Below are 22,944 nucleotides of genomic sequence, written 5' to 3'. Positions count from 1 at the left end.
TCAGCCGTCGAGCCCGGAGCGCCGGCCGGTGCTCGCGCGCTTGAGCTCGCCGCGGGCGATGGTGCGGCGGTGCACCGCGTCGGGTCCGTCGACGATGCGCAGCACCCGCGCCCAGGCGTAGAAGTAGGCCAGCGGCGTGTCGTCGGAGACGCCCGCGCCGCCGAACACCTCGATGGCGCGGTCGATCACGGCGGTGGCGACCGCGGGCGCGGCGACCTTGATGCCGGCGATCTCGCCGCGCGCGCCCTTGGCGCCGTGGCGGTCGATGAGCCACGCGGTGCGGTAGACGTAGAGGCGCACCTGGTCGATCTCGATCCGCGACTTCGCGATGAGCTCCTGCACCACCCCCTGCTCGGCCAGCGGCTGTCCGAACGCGACGCGGTTCTTCGCACGGTCGACCAGCAGCGCCAGCGCTCGCTCGGCCATGCCGATCGCGCGCATGGCGTGGTGGATGCGGCCGGGCCCGAGCCGGGCCTGGGAGATCAGGAACCCGTCGCCCTCCTGGCCGAGCAGGTTCGCGGCCGGCACCCGCACGTCGTCGAACTGCAGCTCGGAATGCCCGTGCTGGTCCTGGTACCCGAAAATCGGGAGGTGCCGCACGATCTCGAGCCCGGGGGTGTCGCGCGGGACCAGGATCATCGACTGCTGCCGGTGCGTCGCCGCGGCGGGGTCGGTCTTGCCCATCACGATGAAGATCTCGCAGCGCTCGTCGGCGACGCCGGTGATCCACCACTTGCGGCCGTTGATCACGTACTCGTCGCCGTCGCGCACGATCGAGGTCTCGATGTTCGTGGCGTCGGAGGAGGCGACGGCCGGCTCGGTCATCGCGAAGGCCGAGCGGATCTCGCCTTCGAGCAGCGGCGTGAGCCAGCGCTCGCGCTGCTCCGGCGTGGCGAACAGGTGCAGCGTCTCCATGTTGCCGGTGTCGGGCGCCTGGCAGTTGATCGCTTCCGGCGCGAGGACCGGCGACCACCCGGTGACCTCCGCGACGGCGGCGTACTCCACATTGGACAGTCCGCCGAACTCCCGGTGGAACAGGTTCCAGAGGCCGCGCCGGCGTGCCGAGGCCTTCAGCTCCTCCATCACCGGCGGGTGGCTGTGCTCGCCGTGTTCGCGCAGCTGTCGCGCCCACACGGCCTCGGCGGGGAAGATCTCCTCGTCCATGAAGTCCCACATGCGGGCGCAGGCGTCCTGGGCCTGGGGGGAGAGGTCGAAGTCCACGGGGGGTCAGCTCCTTTGCTGGAAAACGTCGAGTCCGGCTTGCGCGATGCGCGCCACCTCGGCGTCGAGGTCACCGAAGTCCTGGCCGGCCATCTGCCCGCCCGCGACGCGCGCGGCGATGCCCTGGGCGATGGCGGCGAACTTGAAGTGCGCGAACGCGAGGTACGCGTCGAGGTCACCGAGGTCGGCGCCCGAGGCCGCCGCGTACCGGGCGACCACGTGGTCGCGGGTGGGAAAGCCGGCGACCGAGGTGAGCGCGGGGGTCAACGCCGGCTCGGGTTCGCCGGGCTGCACCCAGTAGAAGAGCAGCAGGCCCAGGTCCGCCAACGGATCGCCGAGCGTGGAGAGCTCCCAGTCGAGCACCGCGGCGAGCCGGCGCGGGTCGGTTTCGTCGAAGAGGCAGTTGTCGAGGCGGTAGTCGCCGTGCACGATCGCGGGCCGGGCGGGCTCGGTCCAGGCGTGCTTCCCCAGCCGTGCGGCCAGCTCGGTCACGGCCGGCACGTCGTGCGTCCTGGCCGAATCCCATTGGCGCGTCCACGTGCGCACCTGGCGCGCGGCGAACCCCGTGGGCCGGCCGTAGTCGGTGAGCCCCACCTCGTCGGGGTCGACGGAGTGCAGCGCAGCCAGCCCGTCGACCAGCGCGTCGGTGAGCGCGACCCGGTCCGCGGCGGTCTGCGCGTAGCCGGGTGGCAGCTCGTCGCGCAGCACCACGCCGCGCACCTTCTCCATCACGTAGAACGGCACGTCGAGCAGGCCGGCCTCACGCTCCTCGAGCACGATGCGCGGCACCGGCACGGGTGAGCCGTACAGCGCGCGCTGCACCCGCGCTTCGCGGCCCATGTCGTGGGCCTTCGGCAGCAGGTGCCCGGTCGGCGGCCGGCGCAGGATCAGCGAGCCGGCGGCGCACGAGAGCTCGAACGTCAGGTTCGACTTCCCGCCGGCGATCAGGTGCGCTTCGTGGGCCAGCCATCGGTCGTCGCCCGTCGCCTCCGCCAGGGCGGGACCGAGCCGCGCCGGTCGGGTAAGGGCGCCGTAGGGCAGTTCGCTCAAGACTTCTCCTAGTGAACATCCGCTCAGCTGTCTCGAGCATATCCGACGTACAGGCCGGAACGCAGTGCACCGAAGGGGATGTTTTGTTCAGGTATGCTGAACAGATGAGCGACAGGGACAATGGCGCGCCGGTCGCGGGAGCGGCCACTCCCGGCGACCGGATCCGGGCGTTGCGGCGCCAGCGGCGCTGGTCGGTCCGCGAGATGGCGGCCCGGCTCGAGGTGAGCGCGGCGACCGTGAGCGCCATCGAGAACGGCCGCACGGCGGTCACGGTCGATCGGCTTCTCCAGGTGGCGGGCGTGTTCTCGGTCGAGCCGGCCGAGCTCATCCAGGGCGGTGCCACCCGCGAACCCGCCGCCGAGCCGGAGGTCTCGCTCAGCCCTGCGCCGCCTCCCGCGGACGGTGCCGACTGGCGCCGGTTCCCGCGGCTCGACATCGACCCGGTGCTGCTGAGCGCCATCAAGTGCTTCGTCGAAACCGGCTACCACGGGGCGAACATGCGCACGATCGCCGCCGGCGCGGGGATGAGCGTCGCGGGGATCTACCACCACTACGAGAACAAGCAGCGGCTGCTCGTGAAGATCCTCGACCTGACCATGGACGAGCTCGACTGGCGCCTGCCCGCGGCCCGCGATTCGGCCGAGTCGATGAAGGGCGAGCCGACGGACCGCGAGCTGACCAACCGCGAGCCGACGGACCGCAGACCGGCCGACCGACTGGCCGCCCTCGTCGAGGCACTGGCCTTGTTCCACACCCTGCGGGCCGACCTCGCCTTCATCGGCGCGACCGAGATGCGCAGCGTCGAGTCCCCGGACCGCGCGCGCATCGCCCAGCGGCGCTCGGCGATCCAGCGCCTGCTCGACGTGGAGATCGAGGCCGCCGTGGCGAGCGGGCTCGCCCGTACGGCGAGGGCGCGCGAAGACGGCCGCGCGATCTCCACCATGTGCACGTCGCTGCCGCAGTGGTTCGACAATGCGGGCCCGACGTCGCCGCAGGAGATCGCGCGGGAGTACGCCGCGCTCGCGTTGCGCATGGTCGGCATCGACTGACCCGCGGTCAGCGGATCTTCACCACGATGCGGCCGCGCACTTCGCTGCTGAGGAACCGGTCGAACATGCTCGGCAGCTCGGCGAACGGGATCACCTGGGTGATGTCGGCCAGGTGCGCGGGACGCAGATCGCCGGCCAGGCGTTGCCACAGCTCGGCGCGAAGCTGAGGGTCGAAGATCGCCGCGTTGATGCCGAGAAGCGTCACGCCGCGCAGGATGAACGGGAAAACGCTGGTGTGCACCTCGGTGCCGCCGGTGTTGCCGACCGCCGCCACGGCGCCGTTGTTGCGGGTGGTGCGCAGGAGCCAGGACAGCGCGTCGCCGCCGACGTTGTCGATCGCGGCGCCCCAGCGGCCGGCGCCGAGCGCGCGCTTTTCGAGGGTGTAGACCTCCCGGGGCAGCACCTCGCTCGCGCCGAGCTCGCGCAGGTAGCCGACGGCGTCGGGCTTTCCGCTGATCGCGACCACTTCGTAGCCGCGGCGGGCGAGCAGGTCGATCGCCATGCTGCCGACGCCGCCGGTCGCGCCGGTCACGGCGACCGGCCCGGACTCGGGCGTGATTCCCTGTGCTTCCAACCGGTGCAGCACGAGCGCGACGGTGAGTCCGGTGCTGCCGATGGCCATGGCCGACTCGTCGTCGAGACCGTCGGGGATCGGCAGCGCCCAGGAACCCGGCACCCGCACCAGTTCCGCGTAGCCGCCGTTGTGCGTCTCGCCCAGGCCGTGGGACAGCACGGCGACGCGGTCACCGGGGGAGTGGCGCGGGTCGCCGCTCTTCAGCACGACCCCGGCGACGTCCGTGCCACCGACCATCGGGAAGCGGCGCACGACACCGCTGGTACCGGTCGCCGCGAGCGCGTCCTTGTACTGGATGTTGGCGTAGCTGGTCTCGATCAGCAGGTCGCCCTCGTCGAGCTCCGACTCGCGCATGCGGGTGAACCGGCTGGTGGACTTCGTGGCGTCGCCGAAAATCCGGTAGGCGGCAAAGGTTTCGGTCAAGTCAGGGTCCCTCGACAGTTCCGGTCCGGGCCGCGGCGGCCTTGCGGGCCGGGCGGGCGGTCGCGCCCGGCGGGGTGGTGGGCACGATGGCCATGAGCCCGTCGACGATCGCGTCGAAGCTTTCCGGGCGCCCGTACAGGCGCGAAACCAGCAGCGCGCCTTGCAGCGCGGCGACCACGCGGGCGGCTTCGCCTTCGGGCTCGGTCCGCGAGCCGTCGCCGAGGAGAACCTTGGCCACCCAGGTGATGTGGAGGTCGAAGAACTCGCGCACGTCGGCCTTGAGCTCGGGCGGCAGCGTCATCGCCTCGGCGGCGAGCATGCCGCCCGGGCAGAGCCGTTCGTCGCCGTCTTCGATGATCAGCCGGTAGAGGGCGAAGTACGCCAGCATCTTGTCGTGCACCGGCGCGCCCGTGGCGTCGATGGCCGCGAACTGCCCGCGGGTCCACTCGATGTACTCGGCGATCACGCGCCGCGCCAGGTCCACCTTGTTGGGGAAGTGGTGGTGCACCGCGGCGCGGGTGATGCCGAGGTTCTCGGCGAGCGTGCCGTAGTGCAGCCCGGCGTACCCGCTCACCTGCATGACCTCTTGCGCCAAGGCCACGATCCGCGCGGCCGTGCCGATGTCGTTCTTCATCCGTCCAGCTTGCCCGGGTGAACCGGCTCTTGCCCAGTCGAGGTCATTGACACTTACTTGCATGTAAGTCAGAGTAAGTCCGATCCCGGCCGGAGTCCAGGCTTTTCGCCCCCCGCCGACAGATCTCCCACTCACCCCGGAACAAGGAGTGCAGTCATGCCTGTCATCAATGGATTCGATGTGACCGCGTTGCGAGAAACGGTGGCCGCGGTGACCGAGGAACGGCGGCTGGGGCACGTGACCTTTGCCGTGCAAGGAGAATGGCAAGGCGGGCTGGCGGTTCGGTCGACGACCGGCGCGCTGGTGCAGGGTGGTGTGCGCGACCCGCGCCGGGCCGGCAAATTCGTGCTGGAAAGCGACGAGCCGGCGGCCTTGCTCGGCGGCGACACCGCGGTTTCGCCCGGCGAGTATGTGTTGCAGGCACTGGCCGGCTGCTACACGGTGACCCTCGTGGCGAACGCCGCGGCGCAGGGAATCGAGCTGCGCAAGTACCGGCTCGCGCTCGAGGCGGATTTCGACCTCAGCGGTTTTCTCGGGATCGACAAAGCGGTTTCGCCCGGCGTTCAGGAGCTGCGGGTGACGGTGGACGTCGACGCCCCGGAGGCGAGCCGTGAGCAGCTCGAAGAGCTGGTGAAGCTCGTCGAGCAACGGTCGCCGATCCGCGACACGCTCGTGCGCGGGGTCACCGTGACGACGAAGCTGGCCTGAGCCATGACTCTCGTCCACACGCAGCAGGCCGCCGGCGTCGCGACCGTGACGATGAACCGGCCGGAGCGCCTGAACACGATGACCGATCCGTTCCTCGAAGAGCTGCTCGCCGCGCTGGAACAGGTGGCCGACGACCGCGGCGTGCGCGCGGTCGTATTGCGCGGCGCGGGTTCCGCCTTCTGCGCGGGCGGTGACCTCAAAGCCGGGGTCGGCGGCGGCGTGGGGGACGCGGGCTCGCTCTCCACGGCGACCGGGAACCTGCGGCGGTTCATGCGGATCGCGCAACTGCTGCACCTGATGCCGAAACCCACGATCGCCGCGGTGCACGGTGCCTGCGCGGGTGCCGGGCTTTCGCTCGCCTGCGCCGCCGATCTGCGCTACGCCAGCCGCTCGGCGGTGTTCGTGACCGCGTTCCTCAAAGTCGGCATGACCGGGGACTTCGGCGGCACGTGGACACTGCCGCGCATCGTCGGCCGGTCCCGCGCGCGGGAGGCGTACCTGCTGGGCGACCGGATCGACGCCCGCAAGGCGCTCGACTGGGGCCTGGTCACCGAAGTCCTCGACAGCGACGACGAACTGCACCAGCGCGTCGAGGACCTCGCCCGCGGTCTCGCGGCCGGGCCCACCGAGGCGCAGGCGGGGGTGAAAGCGAACCTCAACGACGGCGAGTCCCTCGGGTTCGTCGAAGCGCTGGACCGCGAAGCCGCGCGGCACATCCGGTCCTCGCGCAGCGTCGACGCGGTGGAGGCGACCAAGGCGTTCCTCGAGAAGCGGGTGCCGACGTTCCACCGGTGACGCCGTGACGCTGTCCGGTTGCGCGGTTTCGGGCCGCGCAACCGGATCAGCGTGAACCGACCGGTCGCCGGAGCTCAGCGGCTGTTCTTCTGCAGTCGCGCATGCCGGCCGAACCGCGTCATCGCGGTGGCGCCGATGACCGGGCCGATCGCGAGGATCAGGAAGGCGTAGCGCCACGAGGTGGCCCGCGCCAGGAGCGGCACGATCTGGATGCTCACGGTGGTCAGGAAAAACCCGGCCGCCGTCTGCATCGTGAGGGCGGTGCCGATGAAGCGCTGGTCGGCCGTTTCGCTCAGCGCGGTGGAGAACACGCCCGAATCGGCGATCACCGCCGCGCCCCAGATCAGCGCGAACACCGTCACGGTCACGAGGTTGAAGCCGAAGATCAGCGGTGACAGCAGGCAGCACGTGCCGCTCACCACGAGCGCCAGCACGGCCGACGGCGCCCGCCCCACGCGATCGGCCAGATAACCGCCGAGCAGGCAGCCGCCGAAGCCGGCGATCCCGATGGCGGCGAAGGCCACGTAGTTCACCTCGGAGCCGGCCGCGGCGCCGCGCGAAAGCTGGCTCTCCAACAGGAACACCGGCAGCCACGTCCAGAAGGCGTACAGCTCCCACATGTGCCCCAGGTAGCCCAGGTTCGCCAGGCGCGGCAGCCGCTGCGCGAACATGCGGATGGCGTACCGCGGGTCGAGCCGGACCGTGCCGCTCTCCAGGTTCGGGCCCGGGCGCACGGAAATCAGGGCGATGAGCCCGCCGGCCGCGGTGATGGCAGCCGCGATGAGCAGCACACCCTGCCACGACGAGACCTGGGCGCCCTTGATCAGCTGCGGAGTGGCGGATCCGAGCGTGAGCGCGCCGACGAGCAGACCGAGCGCGCGGGCCCGCCGTTCGGGAGCGGCCCAGGAGGCCATGAGCTTCATCCCGACCGGGTACACGCCGGCGAGGGCGAAGCCGGTCACGAGCCGCAACAGGACGGCGACCAGAAGGTCGTGGGCGATCAAGGCGACCAGGGCCGTGGTCACGGCGGCGATCGCGGCGCTCACCGCGTAGAGGATCACCGGCGGGATCCGGTCCGGCAGGTTGAACAGCGCGGAGAACAGCGCGCCGACGACAAAACCGAGCTGGACCGCGGAAGTGAGGAGCACGCCGCCTTCAGAGCTGGTGTGGAGCACCTCCTGCAGCGCGGGGCCGACCGCGGACGCGGAGAACCAGCAGGTCAACGCGGCCACCTGGCTCGTGGCGATGAGCGCGCGCTGCATGGACGATCTGACGAACATCGGGAACTCTCCTGCCTGGGGGACGGGGCGAAGCGGGCCACGCGATCTCCGGCGCCAGTCGCCTGGCCTCAGGCCGGCCGCCCGGATCGTCAGACCGAACGATCGCTCAGTCGGGGACGCTAGTGGTGGGCTCGGCGCCGGTCGAGGCGGCCGTTCGGGATTGTGCTGACGGGCCTCCGGTCGGTGGCTGTGATGATCGATCACGCCGATTCCGCGCAGGTGAACGAGCCTCGTGACCAGTGATTGCGGGCGAGGATCGGCCTCGGTCGGCGTTCCTGTGCGGTGGGTCGAGGAGGTGGCGCGGCGCTCGCATCCGTTCGGTCTTGCCGAACAAGAGGGTGGCTTCTCTTGACAAGGCTGAACACCCGACCTTAGATTCTTCCCACTGCCCCTGACTGACATGCAAGTAAGTATGCCGTGGCGGGACGAACACCGTAACTCTCCTCGGAAGGAGACTGAGCGGATCGTGATGTCGCCGCCGCGTCCCGCGGCGCCGGAGGGAGTTCTCGCCGTGCGCCGGTCCGGACCCGCTTTCCCGGTCGAAGCGCGGGATTTCGCCGTGATCGGTGAACCCACTCGAAAATCCTCAATTCGTTGGACATTCCCTCTCAATGAAGAGCAGGAGAAGAACATTGAGCGCAACAGTTTCGGCGAAGGAAGCTGAGCCGACGCTCACCCTTCGCGAGAAGCGAGTCATCAGAGGCGCCGCGGTAGGACAGTTCGTCGAATGGTACGACTTCCTGGCCTACGCGACACTGGCGCCGATCCTGGCGTTGAACTTCTTCCCGGCGGGAAACAGTTCGCTCGCGATCCTAAGCACCTTGGCCGTGTACGGCGCCGGGTTTTTCATGCGCCCGCTCGGCGGCATGGTCTGCGGCCGCTTCGGCGACCGGTTGGGCCGGCGCAACATCCTCGCGATGACCGTGCTGCTGATGGGTGGTTCGACCCTCGTCTGCGGCCTGCTGCCCACCTACGCGACCGCCGGCGTCGCCGCTCCCGTGATCCTGCTGTTGCTCCGGCTGATCCAGGGTTTCGCCGCCGGCGGTGAGGCGTCGAGCATGGGGCCGCTCGTGCTGGAGTCCGCGCCGAAGGCCAAGCGCGGCGCCTGGATCGCCATCGCGTTCGCCGCGAGTTACGTGCCCTCGGCGTTCGCCGGGTTCTTCGTGATCGGCCTCGACAGCGTGTTCGGCAGCGACGCCGCCGTGCAGTGGGTGTGGCGGATTCCGTTCCTGTTCGGCGGGGTGCTCGCCTTCGTGGGATTCGTCATCCGGTCGAAGGTGGCCGAGTCCGAGGAATTCGTGGCTCTCGCCGATAAGGGCAAGCTGGCGAAGAAGCCGTTCAAGGAAGCGACCGCGCACCACAAGAAGGCGATGGTGCTCGTCTGCCTCATCATCAGTGCGCTCGCGGTGAGCGCGTACACGATCAACAGCTACATGTTCACCTACCTCGTGAACACGATCGGCATGGCGCAGGTGCCGGCGACCACGAGCACGTCGATCTCGGTGATCTTCATCGTGCTGACGCTGCCGTACTGCGGAAAGCTGGCCGACCGCTACGGCCGCAAGCCACTCATGATCACCGGGGCGGTTTTCCTCGCCGTCACCGCGTACCCGGCCTACTTGTTGTGCTCGGTCGGCACCTTCTCGGCCGCGCTCGGCGCGCAGGTCATCCTGTCGGCCGGGGTCTGCCTGCTCGGCGGTGGCGGCTACGTGACCCTGTACGAACTGTTCCCGACGAGCGTCCGGTCTTCGGGCATCGGCTTCGCCTACAACCTCGGCTACGCGGTGTTCGGCGGCACGGTGCCGTTCGTGAACCAGCTGCTCGTCGACGTGACCGGGTATGCGCTCGCGCCGTCGTTCTACCTGATCGTGGTGTCCATTGTGGAGATCCTCGTGCTGCGGATCGTGCCGGAGACGCTGGGCTCCGATCTCAAGAAGTCCCTGTTCACCTCGGGAAGGACCGCCCGCTCGTGACCACCGAACAGCTCGCGACGATCAAGGCCGGGATCACCGACGGCGTGGTGCGCCTGACCCTCACCCGGCCCGCGCAGCGGAACCCGCTCAACGTCGAGGTGAGCCGAGAGATCTCCTACGCGGTGAAGAAGTACGCCTACCGCAGCGATGCCAAGGTGTTGATCCTCGGCGGCGAGGGCCGGTCCTTCTCCGCCGGCCACGACCTCAAGGTCCCGTGGCAGGGCACGACCGCCCGCGATCGGCTGCTGGAGTACTCGCGGTACCAGCAGATGTTCGTGGACATCGAGACCGCGCCGGTGGTCAAGATCGCGCAGGTGCAGGGCCACGCGGTGGGTGCCGGACTCGTCCTGCCGACGTTGTGCGAACTTCGGTACGGCAGCACCGACAGCTCGCTGCGCCTGTCCGAACTCGACCTCGGGGCCCCGTTTTCGATGGGCGGGTTCCCGCGGCTGGCCCGGCTGATCGGGCTCACGCGGGCGTCGGACCTGCTGCTCACCGGGCGGGCGATGGGGGCCGAGGAAGCCCTCGCCGGCGGGTTCTTCACCGAGGTCGTGGACCACGACCGGCTCGCGGACCGGGTCACGGAGGTCGCCACCGCCGTCGCGCGCCGGTCTTCGCTGGTGCTGATGGAATCGACCCGGCAGATCCGGGAAACGGCCGACGAGATCGTTTCGGGGCAGCGCAACGAACTCGTCGCCCTCATGGCCGCGCACCTCGATCCGGAGTCACGGGCCAGCGGCGCCGAGTACGGCGCCCGGTTCGCGGCACCGGCCACCCAGTAGCCGCAACGGAGGTTTTGCTCATGGCGGAATTCGACGGCCCGGCGCGTCCCGACGTCCGGCTGGTGCTGCCCAACCTCGTTCGCAACCTCGCGCAGGAGGACCCCGACCGGATCTTCCTGCGCGACGTCGAGGGCGCCGCACTGTCCTACGGCGACGTGCACCGCCGCGCCACGGCGTGGGCCGCGTCGCTGAGGGGCAGCGGAGTCGGCGACGGCGACCGGGTCGCGACGGTGTTCGCGACCACCATCGAGGGCGTGATCGCGTGGCTGGCCTGCTGCTACAACCGGGCGATCTCCGTGCCGCTGAACACGGCGTACCGCGGGCCGCTGCTGCAACACGCGCTCGACCTCACGGAACCGGCGGCCCTGCTGGTCGACGAGCAGTTCGCCGGCAACTTCGAGGACATTCGGCTGCCCCCGCACACCCGGGTGTACGTGCAGTCCGGTCCGGACGGTCCGCTCGCCACGCCGTTCCCGCGGGCGGGTGACCTCCGCGACCTCGACTCGCCGGACGCCCAGGCCGTTCGGGACACCCCGCTCGACTACGTGCACAGCTGGACCGACTGCCCGGCCCTCACCTTCACCTCCGGCACCACCGGTCGGTCGAAAGCCGTGGTCCTGCAGTGGCTGCAGGTGTACAAGATGGCGGTCCACACGTGCAAGACGGAGTACGCCGGCCCGCACGAGGTGGTCTACATCCCGTGGCCGCTCAACCACATCTCGGGCACCGGCTGCGTGTACGGCGCCGCGCTGGCCAAGGGCGTCGCGCTGCTGCGCCGGAAGTGGTCCACGTCGTCGTTCATGGCCGACGTCCACCGGTTCCGCTGCACGTTCACGGTGCTGATGGGGGAGATGACCCGGTACGTGTCCACAATGGACTTACCCGACGGCGACCCCTGTCCCATCGAACGCTTCTACGCCGTGCCCTCGAACCCGGACCTGCAACCGCTGGCCGATCGGCTGGGCGCCTGGTACACCACGAGCTACAACTCCACCGAACAGTCCACCCTCATCGTCTCACCGGGCCGGGACCCCGTTCCCGTGGGTGCCGCCGGCAAGATCCGCCCCGGCGCCGAGTTCCGCGTGGTCGCCCCGGACGGCTCCGACGTCGAGCCCGGCCAGGTCGGCGAGCTGCTCACCCGCACCACCGACCCCGCCGAGATGTTCGCCGGCTACTGGAACATGCCGGACGCCACCGCCACCGCGACGGCCGGCGGCTGGTACCACACCGGCGACGCCGTGCGGGTCGACCCGGACGGCTACATCCACTTCCTCGAACGCATGGGTGACCGCCTGCGCCACCGCGGCGAGAACGTGAGCCCCTTCGACGTCGAAGTCGTGCTCGACAGCCACCCGCAGGTAACGCGCTCCGCGGTCGTCGGCATCCCCAGCGTGCAGTACGGCGAGGACGACATCGTCGCCTTCGTGGTCACCGAGTCGCCCGACCTCGACCCCGCCACCCTGCTCGCCTACGCCCGGCACCACCTGCCGAAGTTCATGGTGCCGGCGCAACTCCACCTCACCGACACCCTGCCGCAGACCCCTACGGGCAAGATCCAACGTGGCGAACTGCGGCGTGGGCTGCTCGAAGAACTCGAGAAGTGACGGCGGTCAGTCCGCGGCCCGGCGGGGTGCCGTGATCCCGGCGGTCAGCGCCAGTGCCGACGCCTCGCCGCGGGACGTGACCTCGAGTTTCTTCAGCACGCCGGCCACGTGGAACTTCACAGTGCTTTCCGTGATGCCCAGCGCCTCGGCGATGGTGCGGTTGCGTTGGCCCTGGGCGACGAGCTGGAGCACCTCGAGTTCGCGGCGGTTGAGGTTCGCCAGGAGGGTCGCCTCGCTGCGGTCGGGGGGTGGGTCCAGGGGCAAGCCGATCGTGACGCGGCTGCCCCAGCCCGGAACGGAGTCGATGTCGACGGCGGCGCGGAGGGTTTTCGCGCGGCCGTCGAGCTGCAGGTGCAGCGCGGCGGCGTCGAGGGGGCCCGGGCCGTGGTCGCGGATGTCGAGGCGGAGGGCGGAGTCGTCGCAGGACCAGGCGATGCGCAGGCGCTTGAGGGTGGGCTGGGCCATGAAGGCGAGGACGGCGGTGGAGGTCATGGCGCGGGCGGCGTAGGCGACTTCGCCCGCCAGCGGGCGGACGTCCTTCGCCGGTGCGGCGAACTCCAGCTCCGCGTCGTGGTGGCGAAGGAGCTGGCGTACTTCGCGGCGCAGGCGGGCGAAGGCGGCTTGGGCGGGTTCTTCCGACACGGCGAGGTCGGCCTGCTGCGCCGAGCGCAACGCGAGCAGCGCGGTCGACGCGGATTCGGTGGCGGCGAGCCGGGCCCGGTGGTCGTCGAGTTTCGTGGACCGCAGGGCGGTGAGCATCGTGACGAGGGTGCGCTCCTGGGCCGCGGCCATCTCGGCGATGGTGCGGGCGCGTTCGCTCGACGCCGCTCGCGATTCGGCGAGGTAGTCGGGGCTCGCCTGGGCCACCTGCTGGCGGATGGAGGTCGCGACGACACCGAACACGTCGGCCAGTTCGGCCGGGTCCGGGAAGCGGGCGCGCAGCGAACGGGGGACGAGCACCAGCAGGGTGCCGATCGGGTCCTGCAGGACCCAGGCCGGCCGGATCGCGCCGCTGAGCACGGCGGTGGTGCTCAGTGGCCGGCCGGGCTCGACGCGGGCCTTCAGGTGTTCGAGCTCGGCGATGGTGACCTTGCCGATCGTCTCGCTCTCCCCGGCGACCTTGCGGGGCCGGCCCGTGCACTCGCGGGTGAAGATGACCAGGGCCCGGTGCGGCCACCGGTCGGCGAGGAACCGCGAGAACCGGCCGGCGATGTCGTGCAGCGGCCCGGCGATGACCTCGCGCAGGCCCGGCAGGTCGACTTCCTCGGGCACGTCGCCGACTGTAGCCGACCGGCGACCTGGTCGGAAGACCAGGAATTCCTCGTCGGAAGGACAGGCCGCGCACCGGCGGGCCGGGACTAACGTCGCCTGTGCCATGCGTCGTCACGCATGACAAACCGAGCAACGATGAGGAACCAGTCGAATGCCACAGCAGGTGCGCGGTGTGATCGCTCGCTCGCAGGGAGCCCCGGTGGAGCTCACGGACATCGTGATCCCGGACCCCGGCCCCGGTGAGGTCGTCGTCGCGGTGGCGGCGTGCGGCGTCTGCCACACCGACCTGACCTACCGCGAGGGCGGGATCAACGACGAGTTCCCCTTCCTGCTGGGCCACGAGGCCGCCGGCACGGTGGAAAGCGTCGGCGAGGGCGTGGAGTCCGTGCAGCCCGGTGACTTCGTGATCCTCAACTGGCGCGCCGTGTGCGGCCAGTGCCGCGCTTGCAAGCGGGGCCGCCCGCAGTACTGCTTCAACACGTTCAACGCGACCCAGCGCATGACCCTCACCGACGGCACGGAGCTCACGCCGGCGCTGGGCATCGGCGCGTTCGCGGACAAGACGCTGGTGCACGCGGGCCAGTGCACGAAGGTCGACCCCGCCGCCGATCCCGCCGTCGCGGGCCTGCTCGGCTGCGGCGTGATGGCCGGGCTCGGCGCGGCCGTGAACACCGGCGCGGTCGGCCGGGGCGACTCGGTTGCGGTGATCGGCTGCGGCGGCGTGGGCGACGCGGCCATCGTCGGCGCGCGCCTGGCCGGCGCCACCACGATCATCGCCGTGGACCGCGACGAGCGGAAGCTCGCGTGGGCCCGTGACCTCGGTGCCACGCACACCGTCGACGCCTCGAAGTCCGACACCGTGGACGCGGTCGCCGCGCTGACCGGCGGGAACGGCGCCGACGTGGTGATCGACGCGGTCGGCCGGCCCGAGACGTGGCGCCAGGCGTTCTACGCGCGCGATCTGGCCGGCACGGTCGTGCTGGTCGGCGTGCCGACGCCGGACATGCGCCTGGAGATGCCGCTGCTCGACTTCTTCTCCCGCGGCGGCTCGCTGAAATCCTCCTGGTACGGCGACTGTCTGCCGGAGCGCGACTTCCCGATGCTGATCGACCTCTACCTGCAGGGCCGGCTGCCGCTCGAGCGCTTCGTGAGCGAGCGCATCGGCCTCGTTGACGTCGAGAAGGCGTTCCACGACATGCACGCGGGTGAGGTGCTGCGCTCGGTGGTGATCCTGTGAGCGGTGCGCTGCGCATCGAGCGGGTCGTCACGTCCGGGGTGTTCCAGCTCGACGGCGGCACCTGGGATGTGGACAACAACGTCTGGCTCGTCGGTGACGACGACGAGGTCGTGATCGTGGACGCGGCGCACGACGAGAAGGCCATCACCCAGGCCGTCGGCGAACGCCACGTGGTCGCCGTGGTGTGCACCCACGCCCACAACGACCACGTGACCGTCGCGCCGCAGCTCGGCAAGAACCTGCACGCCCCCGTGGTGCTGCACCCCGCCGACCGCGAGCTGTGGGACCTCACGCACCCCGGCGAGAAGTTCTGGCCCGCGGCCCACGCCGAACGCCTCGCGGTGGCGGGCACGGCACTGGAATTCCTGCACACGCCAGGACATTCACCGGGCTCGCTGTGCCTGCACCTGCCCGAGGCCAAGGCCCTGTTCTCCGGCGACACGCTCTTCGCCGGCGGGCCCGGCGCCACGGGCCGGTCCTTTTCGGACTTCCCGACGATCATCACCTCGATCCGCGACCGGCTCCTGTCGCTGCCCGAGGACACGCTCGTGCACACCGGCCACGGCGACGGCACCACGGTGGGCGCGGAAGCCCCGTACCTGGCGGAGTGGATCGCGCGCGGTCACTGAGGTTGCCCGCGCCGGCCGGCTCGGCTCAGCTCGCGGGAGATCGCCCGGGCCACCGTGATCACGGCGGGTGTGAGTGCGGTCGTCGAAGCGGAGCCGGCCGGGGCGATCACCGACACCGCGGCCTCGACGCTGCCGCCGGAGTGGATCGGCGCGGCCACCGACCGCATCGGTTCGGGGCGGGTCCGCTCCATCGTCGCCACTCCGGTGCGCAGCACTTCGGCGAGCGCGCGGCGCGTCTGGTCCGGCGTCACCCGCTCGCCCGTGTCGTCCAGCACGAGGTCGTCCGCGAGCACCTCGTTCCGCACGGCCACCGGCGCGTGGGCCAGCAGCACCAGGCCGACGCCGGTGGCGGGCAAGGGCATCCGGCCGCCGACGCGGTACAGCACCCGCCCCGCGTCGTGCGCCGAGAGCCGTTCGACCGCCACCGCCTCGGTTTCGTCGCGCACGGCCAGCAGCACGTGCTGGCCCGTGGCGTGGTGCAGGTCTTCCATGAACGGCAGGGCGACCGCGCGCAGTCCGTGACCCCGCGGTGCCATCGACGCGATCTCCAGCAACCGCAGGCCGATCACGAACGTGCCGTCCTCGGTCCGTTCGAGGGCGCCCCAGACCATCAGTCGCCGCGCGAGCCGCAGGGTGGTGCTCTTCGACAGGCCGGCGCGGGCGCTGAGCGAGGTCAGGGTGAGGCCGTCGGCGCGGCCTTCGAACGCGGACAGCAGCCGCAGGGCGCGGTCGACCACGGGCTCACCGTGGGCCGGTTTCCCGCCGGATCGCTCGGTCATCGCGACAGTATGCGGTGCCGCCGGATGATGCTGTGCCATTGACTGAAACTCCGGCACCGGGCAGCCGCGCCCCGTGGCCATCATCCGTGCCGTGACGACTTCGCCTGGCATCCGCCTCCCCGTGTCCGAGACGACCGTGCTGATCGCCGGCGGCGGGCCCGCCGGCCTGGCCGCGGCCGCCGAGCTGACCCACCACGGGATCGAGTGCCTGGTGGTCGAGCCGCGCGCCGAGGTGAGCCACGATCGCCCGCGGGCCAAGACCACCAACGTGCGCACGATGGAACACTTCCGGCGCTGGGGCCTCGCGCGCGAGATCCGCGCCGCCGCGCCGGTTCCGCACGGCTGGTCCGACCGCGTCGTGTTCTGCGATTCCCTCGACGGCACGGAGATCACGAGCTTCCCGGGTGCGTTCGCGCTGTCGTCGAGCCCGGCGCCGACCCACGCCGAAAGCGCGCTGGCGATTCCGCAGCCCGTGGTGGAGGAGGTGCTGCGCCGGCACCTGGCCCGCCGCGCGCCGGCCGCGGCCGAGTGGGGTTCGCGGGTGACGGCGGTCGCGGAGGAGGCCGACCGGGTGCTGGTGACGGTCGAGGACGGTTCCGGGGCGGCGCGGCAGGTGGCCGCGCGGTACCTGCTCGGGTGCGACGGCCCGGGAAGCCTCGTGCGCAAGGAGATCGGCGCGCGGTTCGTCGGCCACTCCGATCCGCGGCCGAACTTCAACGTCGTGTTCAGCGCGCCGGACCTCGACCCGGAGCTGCCGCCCGCCGTGCAGTACTGGGTCGTCGGCGGGCCGCACCCGGGCCTGATCGGCCGGCTGGATCTGCGCGGTACCTGGTGGGCCATTTTTCCCGGCACCGGCCAGGAATTCGGCGAAGCGCACTCCGCCGAGCTGATCGGAGGCCTCGTCGGCCACACCGTCGAGCACACCGTGCTCGCGTCGGATCCGTGGCAGGCGCGCATGCTCGTGGCCGACCGGTTCCAGACGGACCGGGTCTTCCTGGTCGGCGAGAGCGCGCACCTCAACCCGCCGTGGGGCGGCCACGGCTTCAACACCAGCGTGGGCGACGCGGTGAACATCGGCTGGAAGATCGCCGCCGTGGTGCAGGGCTGGGGGAAGCCGGCGCTGCCGGCGAGCTACGAAGCGGAACGCCGGCCCGTGGTGCAGCAGACCATCGACGCCGCCGAGAGCAACCTGGGCGCCGGGATCGGCGACCTCGCCCGCGACGCGGAGCAGATCCAGCTCCGCAAACGCGCCGAGTTCCACAGCCTGGGGCTCGTGCTCGGGTACCACTACGGCGGCTCGCCGATCGTCACTGGCGGCTCCGTGCAGCGGCCGACGGACCTGGACCGGTATGTACCCTCGGCGGACGCCGGCCGTCGGCTTCCCCATGCCTGGCTGGAAAACGGAGCCTCGCTCTACGACTCGCTGGGCCGGGAACTCACCCTGCTCGGCCGGTTCGCGGCCGACCGCGCCACGGTCGAGACGGCTCGGCGCACCGCCGCGAGTCTTGGCATCCCACTGACCATTGTGGAGGCTCCGGCGAGCTATCCGTGGCGCGACCGGCATTTCCTCGTCCGGCCCGACCAGCACATCGCCTGGTCGGGCACCGGCCTCACGCCGGAGATCATCGCCACCGCGGTCGGCGCCGGCTGATCCCTCAGTCGTCCGCGGACTTCGCCAGCTGCCGTTCCACGAAGTCGAGGTTCTGCCGGATCGCTTCGATCGCGCGCCGCGGTGAGGCCTGGTCGGCGTGGGCGCCGGCCGGCGACACCATCATGTCGACCGCGTTCTGCGCGATCTGATCGGCGATCGGCTCGGCGGGGTGGTCCGGGCCGGGGTGGAACCACCAGGCGACCCAGTTGGCCATGCCGATCACCGACAACGCGGCCACGCGCTCGCTCTTGGGCTGCAGTTCGCCGGTGGCGATCCCCTCGGCGATGATCGCCTCCGCTTCGGAGAGCACTTCCCGTTTCGCCGCTTGGTGTTCTCCCGCGATCGGCTCGGGCAGGGCCGACTCGGTGCGGTCGAGAACCCGGAACCGTTCGGGCGCCGCCGCGCGCTGGAGAACGAGTGCGCGCACGAACGCCCGCAGTTTCTCGGTGGCGCTGAGGTCGCGTTGCCGGATGTCCCGCAGCATCTGCGCGGTGCTTCCGGTCACGTCGGCCACGAGCGCCGCGAGCAGCATCTCCTTGCTCGAGATGTAGTTGTACAGACCAGGGCGCGTGATACCGATCGCCTCGGCGATGTCCTGCAACGTCGTCCCGTCGTAGCCGCGTTCGGCGAAGAGCCGGGTCGCGTGTTCGAGGATCTCGCCCATCACGAGGTCTCGCCGGGTCGTGGAGCTCCGGTTGCGAGCTCGCCGCGCGCCGGTGGCTCCGGGTTCGGCGGTGTCGCTGGTGCGCGGGGTCGATGAGGCCATGCGGTCGATCGTAGGCCGCGCGCGGCGACGCCCGCGTGGCCAGGAGGAGGAGCCGCGAGTCCGGCCGGCCAAGGCATGGTGACTCAGCTGTCACAATATTGACGATCCAGGCGCAACGTGGTGTCATGAGTGCAGCCGGGAGGGCGGTCTCCCGCCCGAAGATCCGGTGAACGTCGAAGAAGACGAAAGGTGCACGATGACCACCACGGAATCTGATGCGGTCCTCGACCACCTCGACGCGAGTCGGCCGGCCGACGAGGTCCGCGCGGCCCACGCCGAAATGCGCGAGCGGTGCCCCGTGGTCCACAGCCCCCGCCACGGTGGCTTCGACTTCGTCGGCCGCTACGCCGACGTCCGCGGGGCGTTGACCGAGCCGGCCACGTTCTCCTCGGCGGACGGCGTGTTCATCCCGCCGAGCGGGCTGCCGCGGGTGCCTGCGCTGGAGTGGGACGAGCCGGAGCACTCGAAGTGGCGCGCGATGCTCGAAGCGCCGCTCACGCCCGCCAGCGTCCGGGCGTTCGAGCCGACCCTCGCCGAGATCGTGAACCTGCTGATCGATGGGTTCGCCGGGCGTGGCCACGCCGATCTCGTCGCCGAGTTCGCCGCCCCGCTGCCCGCGATCGTGATCGGCCGGATGGTGGGCCTCGACCAGCGAGCGGCCGTCGAGGCCGCGCACACGGCCGACGCGTTGTTCGAGAGCATCGCCACGCCCGCGTTCGACGAGCGCATGGCCGAGTTCGTCGCCTTCACCGAAACCCAGCTGACCGAGCGGCGGCGCGAGCCGCGCGAAGACTTCCTCACCGCGCTGGCACAGCGCCAGGTGGCCGGCGTCCCCATCGACGACGCCGGTGCCGCGGGTCTGCTGGTCGCGTACCTGCTCGGTGGTCACCACTCCACGTCCTCCGGGGTGGCCGGGCTGCTCCGCCACGTTCTCGTGGAACCCGGTCTGCGCGAGGAGATCGAGGACAACGAGCGGATCGTGCCGCGGGTCGTCGAGGAGAGCCTGCGGCTCACGACCCCGCTGCAGCTGTTCGCCCGGACCACGACGTGCCCGGTCGACGTCGGCGGTGAGCCGGTGCCGGCCGGTCGCCGGGTCATGCTGAACCTGGCCGCCGCCAACCGCGATCCGCGTGAGTTCGAAGACCCGGAGCAGTTCGTCCCGCAGCGCAAGCGAAACCGGCACGTGGCGTTCGGCGCCGGCGCGCACGTGTGCCAGGGCCAGCACCTCGCGCGCGCGGAGATGCGGATCGCCCTGCGGGAGCTGCTGTCCCGGCTGCCCGACCTCCGCGTCGACGGCGAGATCGAGCAGAGCGGGTTGAAGGGCGGCAAGCTCATGACCGTCTCCGCGCTGCCGGTCGCGTTCACCCCGGAGCGCTGATGGCCGAGTTCGAGATGACGGTCGCGGGCCGGCGCTCGGTCGCCGACGGGGTCGTGGAACTGGTCCTGCGGGCTCGCCCGGGTGAAGCGCTTCCCGGCTGGACCGCGGGCGCGCACATCGATCTGCGGCTCGACCCGGCCACGGTCCGCCAGTACTCGCTCTGCGGCCCGGCCGACGACCCGTCGACGTACCGGATCGCCGTCCTGCGCGAGGAAACCGGCCGCGGCGGCTCCCGCCGGGTGCACGACGAGGTGCACCCGGGACAGACGGTGGTGGTCGGCGGGCCGCGCAACAACTTCGAGTTCGAGAAGGCGCCCGCTTACCTGTTCATCGCCGGCGGGATCGGGATCACGCCGCTGCTGCCCATGATCGAGCAGGCCGGCCGCGAGGGCGCGGACTGGAAGCTGGCCTACGGCGGGCGCTCCCGCTCCACCATGGCCTACCTCGACGAGCTGCGGTCCCGCGAGTCCGCACCCGGTCGGGTGCAGGCGGTTCCGTTCGACGAGTGCGGTCTGCTGGACCTCCCCGCGCTGATCGCCGAACTGCCGCCGGAGGCGTTGATCTACTGCTGCGGGCCGGAACCGTTGCTCGCGGCGGTGGAACTCGCGACCGCGGGGCTGGCGCCCGGCACGCTGCACGTAGAGCGCTTCTCCGCCCGCGAGATCGACGCCGGCGAAGACCTGCCGTTCACGGTCGAGCTGGCGGCCTCGGGTCGCACGCTCGAGGTGCCGGCGGAGCGCTCGCTGCTCGACGTGCTGCTCGAACACGGGGTCGACGTGCTCACCTCCTGTGAGGAGGGCACCTGCGGGACCTGTGAGACCCCGGTTCTCGCCGGAGAACCCGACCACCGCGACTCGATCCTGACCGCCGACGAGCAGGCCGCCAACGACCGCATGCTCGTGTGCGTCTCCCGGTGCCGCTCCGCCCGGCTGGTGCTCGACCTCTGACCCGCCTGCGCCGCACCGCAGGAATTCCTCCACTCGAAAGGAAGCGTCGAATGACGTCCCCCGGCACCGATTCGCTCGAACACAAGGTTCGAGGAGTCGACCACGCGGCTTTCCCGACGTTCGACCCGCGGGCCACGATCGCGTTCTACCGCGACGTCCTCGGGTTCCCCGTCGTGCACGCGACCTGCGCGCTCGGCTGGGGTCCGGAGAAGCACCCGGATTTCATCCACTTCTTCTTCGACATCGGCAACGGCGACCGGCTCGCGTTCTTCTACTACTTCGGGATCGAGCCCTACCGGGACAGCGAGATCCCGGATCTGCTGCACCGCGCGCGACACCTGGCGATCCACGTGGACACGCAGGAGGACCTGCTCGACTACCGCGCCCGGCTCGACCGGAGCGAGTGGCCGTGCGAGCTCCAGGTCCGGCACGAGACGGTGGAATCCATCTACGTGACCGATCCCAACGGCTACCTGATGGAGATCACCCGGCCGCTGCGGGCGATCACCGTCGAAGACGACCTCGACGCCAACCTGAGCGCCGACGCGCTCATGGACGTGGCCGCGGATCCCGAGCCCACGCTCGAGAAGTTCTACGCGCGCAAGGCCGAGCTCATCGCCGAGCGCTACGTGGACGAGCCGGCGCAGGTGAGCTTCGCATGATCGCGCTGTTCGTGCTCGACGTCGACGACTTCCGGCCCCTCGCGGAGGTCGCGGCCAAGGACCCCGACGTGACCGTGGTCCGCCGGGGCCCCTACTTCCAGGTGTGCGCCGACGGGCCGATCAGGATCGACCGCAACGCCACCGGCGCGCGCAACGCCGTGTGGTACAGCTCGGTCGCCGCGATCGCCGGCGGCCGGGTCCGCACGTGGGACAAGACCGAGCTCGTCGTGGAACCCACGGCCGACGACCCGGCGTGAGCGCTCGCGCGCCGGGCGCGAACCGGCCGCGGCCCGTCACGGTCACCGTGCACGAGCTGACGACGTTCGACGGCGCCCGGGTGGAAGGCGTGCTGCGGGCCTTGCCCGGCGCGACGACCGCGGTCGTGCTCACGCACCCGCGCCGGTCGACGACGCATCACCCGCTGGTCGACGTCCTCCTCGACAGCGGGGTGTCCGTCTGGACCCAAGGGACGCGAAGCGGCGGCAACGACGTCGCGCTGGTCTACGAAAAGGCGCTGCTGGACGTGGCCGCCGGGATGAGCTTCGTGCGTGACCTCGGGTTCTCCTCGGTGGTCACGCTCGGCCATTCCGGCGGCAGTGCGCTGCAGGCCTTCTACGTGGAACAAGCCGCGATGGAGCCGGAGTTCCGGCTCGACGTGACACCGGCCGGCCGGCCCGTCGCGCTGGCCGGCGTGCGGATGCCGGTGCCCGACGGCGTGATTTTCGTGGCGCCGCACCCCGGTGAGGGCCACGTGCTGCTGCACTGCATCGATCCGTCCGTTGTGGACGAAGATCCGGCGTCGCGAAATCCGGCGCTGGACCTGTATCGAGCGGCGAACGGCTTCGCGGCCCCACCGCAGCCGAGCACGTATTCCGCCGACTTCCTGGCGCACTACCGGGCCGCGCAACACGATCGGGTCCACCGCATCGACGTGCGGGCTCGCGAGCTTGCTGCCACCGCGTCGCGGGCCCGGGCCGCGTTCGCGCGCTCCGAGACCCGCGGCGAGCTTCGGCTCGACAGCACACCGCGGCTCATCACGACCTACCGCACCGATGCGGATCCGCGCGGTGTCGATCCGTCCCTCGACCCCAGCGGCCGCCCGTACGGTTCGGCCTGGGGTCCTCGGCCGGACCTGACCAACTACGGCTTCGCCGGCTTCGCGCGGGTCGCCACGCCCGACGCGTGGCTCTCGGTGTGGTCCGCCTTCACCACCAACGCCGACTTCCGGCGGTGTGCGGCCGGTGTGCACGTGCCGACGCTGTTCGTCGAGGCGGGTGACGACGTGGTCGGTTTTCCGGCGGTGTCGAGGGAAATGTTCGACGCTTTGCGAGCCGCGGACAAGACGCACCTGCGGGTGCCGAGTCTGGACTTGGGTCCGTCTCCGGCCGCCGGCCTGGAAGAGCACTCGATTGCCGGCCATCTCCGGCGGTGGCTGTCGAGCCGGTACGAGACGGTGTAGTGAGCCGGCAACGGATCGAGCAAGCATGCGGTGACCAAGCATGACTTGAGCGAGCAAGGCGAATCGACGCT

22 protein-coding genes are annotated in these 22,944 nt (G+C 70.9%); 14 read left to right on the top strand and 8 right to left on the bottom strand.

Annotated elements, in window-relative coordinates; translation table 11 throughout:
- Together VSH64_RS22170 and VSH64_RS22165 are read right to left on the bottom strand one after the other, a co-directional pair.
- Positions 1 to 1,221, bottom strand: a complete 1,221-nt coding sequence (locus VSH64_RS22170) for an acyl-CoA dehydrogenase family protein (RefSeq protein WP_407655659.1) — start codon at positions 1,219 to 1,221, stop codon at positions 1 to 3.
- A gap of 6 nt (positions 1,222 to 1,227) precedes the next feature.
- Positions 1,228 to 2,271 carry a phosphotransferase family protein gene (locus VSH64_RS22165; RefSeq protein ID WP_326837560.1) on the bottom strand — a complete coding sequence of 348 codons (1,044 nt, stop codon included), beginning with the start codon at positions 2,269 to 2,271 and terminating at the stop codon, positions 1,228 to 1,230.
- 104 nt (positions 2,272 to 2,375) lie between these two features.
- Between VSH64_RS22165 and VSH64_RS22160 the strand changes: the two genes are divergently transcribed.
- On the top strand, positions 2,376 to 3,320 hold the full coding sequence (locus tag VSH64_RS22160; RefSeq protein ID WP_326837559.1) for a TetR family transcriptional regulator: 945 nt from the start codon (positions 2,376 to 2,378) through the stop codon (positions 3,318 to 3,320).
- A 7-nt stretch (positions 3,321 to 3,327) separates the two neighbouring features.
- Here VSH64_RS22160 and VSH64_RS22155 read toward each other — a convergent pair whose 3' ends face one another.
- Both VSH64_RS22155 and VSH64_RS22150 read right to left on the bottom strand, forming a co-directional pair.
- The gene (locus VSH64_RS22155; RefSeq protein WP_326837558.1) at positions 3,328 to 4,317 is read right to left on the bottom strand and encodes an acrylyl-CoA reductase family protein; all 990 of its coding nucleotides are present in this window, start codon (positions 4,315 to 4,317) and stop codon (positions 3,328 to 3,330) included.
- 1 nt (position 4,318) lies between these two features.
- Positions 4,319 to 4,951 (bottom strand): TetR/AcrR family transcriptional regulator, encoded by a 633-nt coding sequence (locus tag VSH64_RS22150; RefSeq protein ID WP_326837557.1) that lies wholly within the window; start codon positions 4,949 to 4,951, stop codon positions 4,319 to 4,321.
- Between the two features lie 156 nt (positions 4,952 to 5,107).
- Between VSH64_RS22150 and VSH64_RS22145 the strand changes: the two genes are divergently transcribed.
- On the top strand, positions 5,108 to 5,659 hold the full coding sequence (locus VSH64_RS22145) for an OsmC family protein (RefSeq protein WP_326837556.1): 552 nt from the start codon (positions 5,108 to 5,110) through the stop codon (positions 5,657 to 5,659).
- A gap of 3 nt (positions 5,660 to 5,662) precedes the next feature.
- Positions 5,663 to 6,454 carry an enoyl-CoA hydratase gene (locus tag VSH64_RS22140; RefSeq protein ID WP_326837555.1) on the top strand — a complete coding sequence of 264 codons (792 nt, stop codon included), beginning with the start codon at positions 5,663 to 5,665 and terminating at the stop codon, positions 6,452 to 6,454.
- A 74-nt stretch (positions 6,455 to 6,528) separates the two neighbouring features.
- Here VSH64_RS22140 and VSH64_RS22135 read toward each other — a convergent pair whose 3' ends face one another.
- Positions 6,529 to 7,734 carry an MFS transporter gene (locus VSH64_RS22135; protein WP_326837554.1) on the bottom strand — a complete coding sequence of 402 codons (1,206 nt, stop codon included), beginning with the start codon at positions 7,732 to 7,734 and terminating at the stop codon, positions 6,529 to 6,531.
- Positions 7,735 to 8,366: 632 nt separating this feature from the next.
- Here VSH64_RS22135 and VSH64_RS22130 point away from each other — a divergent pair.
- From VSH64_RS22130 to VSH64_RS22120, 3 genes are read left to right on the top strand one after another with little or no spacing between them, the layout of a single operon-like run.
- The gene (locus VSH64_RS22130) at positions 8,367 to 9,707 is read left to right on the top strand and encodes an MFS transporter (RefSeq protein ID WP_326837553.1); all 1,341 of its coding nucleotides are present in this window, start codon (positions 8,367 to 8,369) and stop codon (positions 9,705 to 9,707) included.
- Entirely contained in the window at positions 9,704 to 10,489 is a 786-nt protein-coding gene (locus tag VSH64_RS22125; protein WP_326837552.1) for an enoyl-CoA hydratase/isomerase family protein, read from the top strand. Before VSH64_RS22130 ends, VSH64_RS22125 begins: the two co-directional genes overlap by 4 nt.
- 20 nt (positions 10,490 to 10,509) lie before the next feature.
- Entirely contained in the window at positions 10,510 to 12,093 is a 1,584-nt protein-coding gene (locus tag VSH64_RS22120) for a class I adenylate-forming enzyme family protein (protein ID WP_326837551.1), read from the top strand.
- 6 nt (positions 12,094 to 12,099) lie between these two features.
- Here VSH64_RS22120 and VSH64_RS22115 read toward each other — a convergent pair whose 3' ends face one another.
- Positions 12,100 to 13,365, bottom strand: coding sequence for a helix-turn-helix transcriptional regulator (locus VSH64_RS22115; protein ID WP_326837550.1), 1,266 nt, complete (start codon positions 13,363 to 13,365; stop codon positions 12,100 to 12,102).
- Positions 13,366 to 13,516: 151 nt separating this feature from the next.
- Between VSH64_RS22115 and VSH64_RS22110 the strand changes: the two genes are divergently transcribed.
- Together VSH64_RS22110 and VSH64_RS22105 are read left to right on the top strand one after the other, a co-directional pair.
- Complete coding sequence (locus tag VSH64_RS22110; protein WP_326837549.1) at positions 13,517 to 14,602, top strand: S-(hydroxymethyl)mycothiol dehydrogenase; 1,086 nt, start codon at positions 13,517 to 13,519, stop codon at positions 14,600 to 14,602.
- On the top strand, positions 14,599 to 15,231 hold the full coding sequence (locus tag VSH64_RS22105) for an MBL fold metallo-hydrolase (RefSeq protein ID WP_326837548.1): 633 nt from the start codon (positions 14,599 to 14,601) through the stop codon (positions 15,229 to 15,231). The genes VSH64_RS22110 and VSH64_RS22105 overlap by 4 nt, the downstream gene beginning before the upstream one ends.
- On the opposite strand, the gene VSH64_RS22100 is transcribed toward VSH64_RS22105, so the two are convergent.
- Positions 15,225 to 16,010, bottom strand: a complete 786-nt coding sequence (locus VSH64_RS22100) for an IclR family transcriptional regulator (RefSeq protein WP_326837547.1) — start codon at positions 16,008 to 16,010, stop codon at positions 15,225 to 15,227. The two genes, VSH64_RS22105 and VSH64_RS22100, sit on opposite strands and share 7 nt — an antisense overlap.
- 91 nt (positions 16,011 to 16,101) lie before the next feature.
- Here VSH64_RS22100 and VSH64_RS22095 point away from each other — a divergent pair, with 91 nt between their 5' ends.
- The gene (locus VSH64_RS22095; protein ID WP_326837546.1) at positions 16,102 to 17,661 is read left to right on the top strand and encodes an FAD-dependent monooxygenase; all 1,560 of its coding nucleotides are present in this window, start codon (positions 16,102 to 16,104) and stop codon (positions 17,659 to 17,661) included.
- A gap of 4 nt (positions 17,662 to 17,665) precedes the next feature.
- On the opposite strand, the gene VSH64_RS22090 is transcribed toward VSH64_RS22095, so the two are convergent.
- Positions 17,666 to 18,427 (bottom strand): TetR/AcrR family transcriptional regulator, encoded by a 762-nt coding sequence (locus VSH64_RS22090; protein WP_326837545.1) that lies wholly within the window; start codon positions 18,425 to 18,427, stop codon positions 17,666 to 17,668.
- 196 nt (positions 18,428 to 18,623) lie between these two features.
- Between VSH64_RS22090 and VSH64_RS22085 the strand changes: the two genes are divergently transcribed.
- Genes VSH64_RS22085 through VSH64_RS22065 form a run of 5 tightly spaced genes read left to right on the top strand, consistent with a single transcriptional unit; the run spans position 18,624 to position 22,873 of the window.
- Complete coding sequence (locus VSH64_RS22085) at positions 18,624 to 19,805, top strand: cytochrome P450 (protein ID WP_326837544.1); 1,182 nt, start codon at positions 18,624 to 18,626, stop codon at positions 19,803 to 19,805.
- Entirely contained in the window at positions 19,805 to 20,752 is a 948-nt protein-coding gene (locus VSH64_RS22080; protein ID WP_326837543.1) for a PDR/VanB family oxidoreductase, read from the top strand. Before VSH64_RS22085 ends, VSH64_RS22080 begins: the two co-directional genes overlap by 1 nt.
- 50 nt (positions 20,753 to 20,802) lie before the next feature.
- A complete protein-coding gene (locus VSH64_RS22075) occupies positions 20,803 to 21,414 on the top strand; it encodes a VOC family protein (RefSeq protein WP_326837542.1) in 612 nt (203 codons plus the stop codon).
- On the top strand, positions 21,411 to 21,671 hold the full coding sequence (locus VSH64_RS22070) for a hypothetical protein (RefSeq protein ID WP_326837541.1): 261 nt from the start codon (positions 21,411 to 21,413) through the stop codon (positions 21,669 to 21,671). The genes VSH64_RS22075 and VSH64_RS22070 overlap by 4 nt, the downstream gene beginning before the upstream one ends.
- A complete protein-coding gene (locus VSH64_RS22065; protein ID WP_326837540.1) occupies positions 21,668 to 22,873 on the top strand; it encodes an alpha/beta fold hydrolase in 1,206 nt (401 codons plus the stop codon). The genes VSH64_RS22070 and VSH64_RS22065 overlap by 4 nt, the downstream gene beginning before the upstream one ends.
- Positions 22,874 to 22,944: the final 71 nt, after the last annotated feature.

The organism is Amycolatopsis rhabdoformis (genome assembly GCF_035918295.1).
Lineage (GTDB): Bacteria > Actinomycetota > Actinomycetes > Mycobacteriales > Pseudonocardiaceae > Amycolatopsis > Amycolatopsis rhabdoformis.
The sequence above is the reverse complement of the archived record's forward strand: the minus strand, read 5'-3'. Positions and strand labels throughout refer to the sequence as shown.

Bases quoted from the DNA above. Each gene is read 5' to 3' on its own strand.
- VSH64_RS22160 (WP_326837559.1), top strand. From the start codon at position 2,376: ATGAGCGACAGGGACAATGGCGCGCCGGTCGCGGGAGCGGCCACTCCC.
- VSH64_RS22150 (WP_326837557.1), bottom strand. From the start codon at position 4,951: ATGAAGAACGACATCGGCACGGCCGCGCGGATCGTGGCCTTGGCGCAA.
- VSH64_RS22145 (WP_326837556.1), top strand. From the start codon at position 5,108: ATGCCTGTCATCAATGGATTCGATGTGACCGCGTTGCGAGAAACGGTG.
- VSH64_RS22140 (WP_326837555.1), top strand. From the start codon at position 5,663: ATGACTCTCGTCCACACGCAGCAGGCCGCCGGCGTCGCGACCGTGACG.
- VSH64_RS22135 (WP_326837554.1), bottom strand. From the start codon at position 7,734: ATGTTCGTCAGATCGTCCATGCAGCGCGCGCTCATCGCCACGAGCCAG.
- VSH64_RS22120 (WP_326837551.1), top strand. From the start codon at position 10,510: ATGGCGGAATTCGACGGCCCGGCGCGTCCCGACGTCCGGCTGGTGCTG.
- VSH64_RS22110 (WP_326837549.1), top strand. From the start codon at position 13,517: ATGCCACAGCAGGTGCGCGGTGTGATCGCTCGCTCGCAGGGAGCCCCG.
- VSH64_RS22100 (WP_326837547.1), bottom strand. From the start codon at position 16,010: ATGACCGAGCGATCCGGCGGGAAACCGGCCCACGGTGAGCCCGTGGTC.
- VSH64_RS22090 (WP_326837545.1), bottom strand. From the start codon at position 18,427: ATGGCCTCATCGACCCCGCGCACCAGCGACACCGCCGAACCCGGAGCC.
- VSH64_RS22085 (WP_326837544.1), top strand. From the start codon at position 18,624: ATGACCACCACGGAATCTGATGCGGTCCTCGACCACCTCGACGCGAGT.
- VSH64_RS22080 (WP_326837543.1), top strand. From the start codon at position 19,805: ATGGCCGAGTTCGAGATGACGGTCGCGGGCCGGCGCTCGGTCGCCGAC.
- VSH64_RS22075 (WP_326837542.1), top strand. From the start codon at position 20,803: ATGACGTCCCCCGGCACCGATTCGCTCGAACACAAGGTTCGAGGAGTC.
- VSH64_RS22070 (WP_326837541.1), top strand. From the start codon at position 21,411: ATGATCGCGCTGTTCGTGCTCGACGTCGACGACTTCCGGCCCCTCGCG.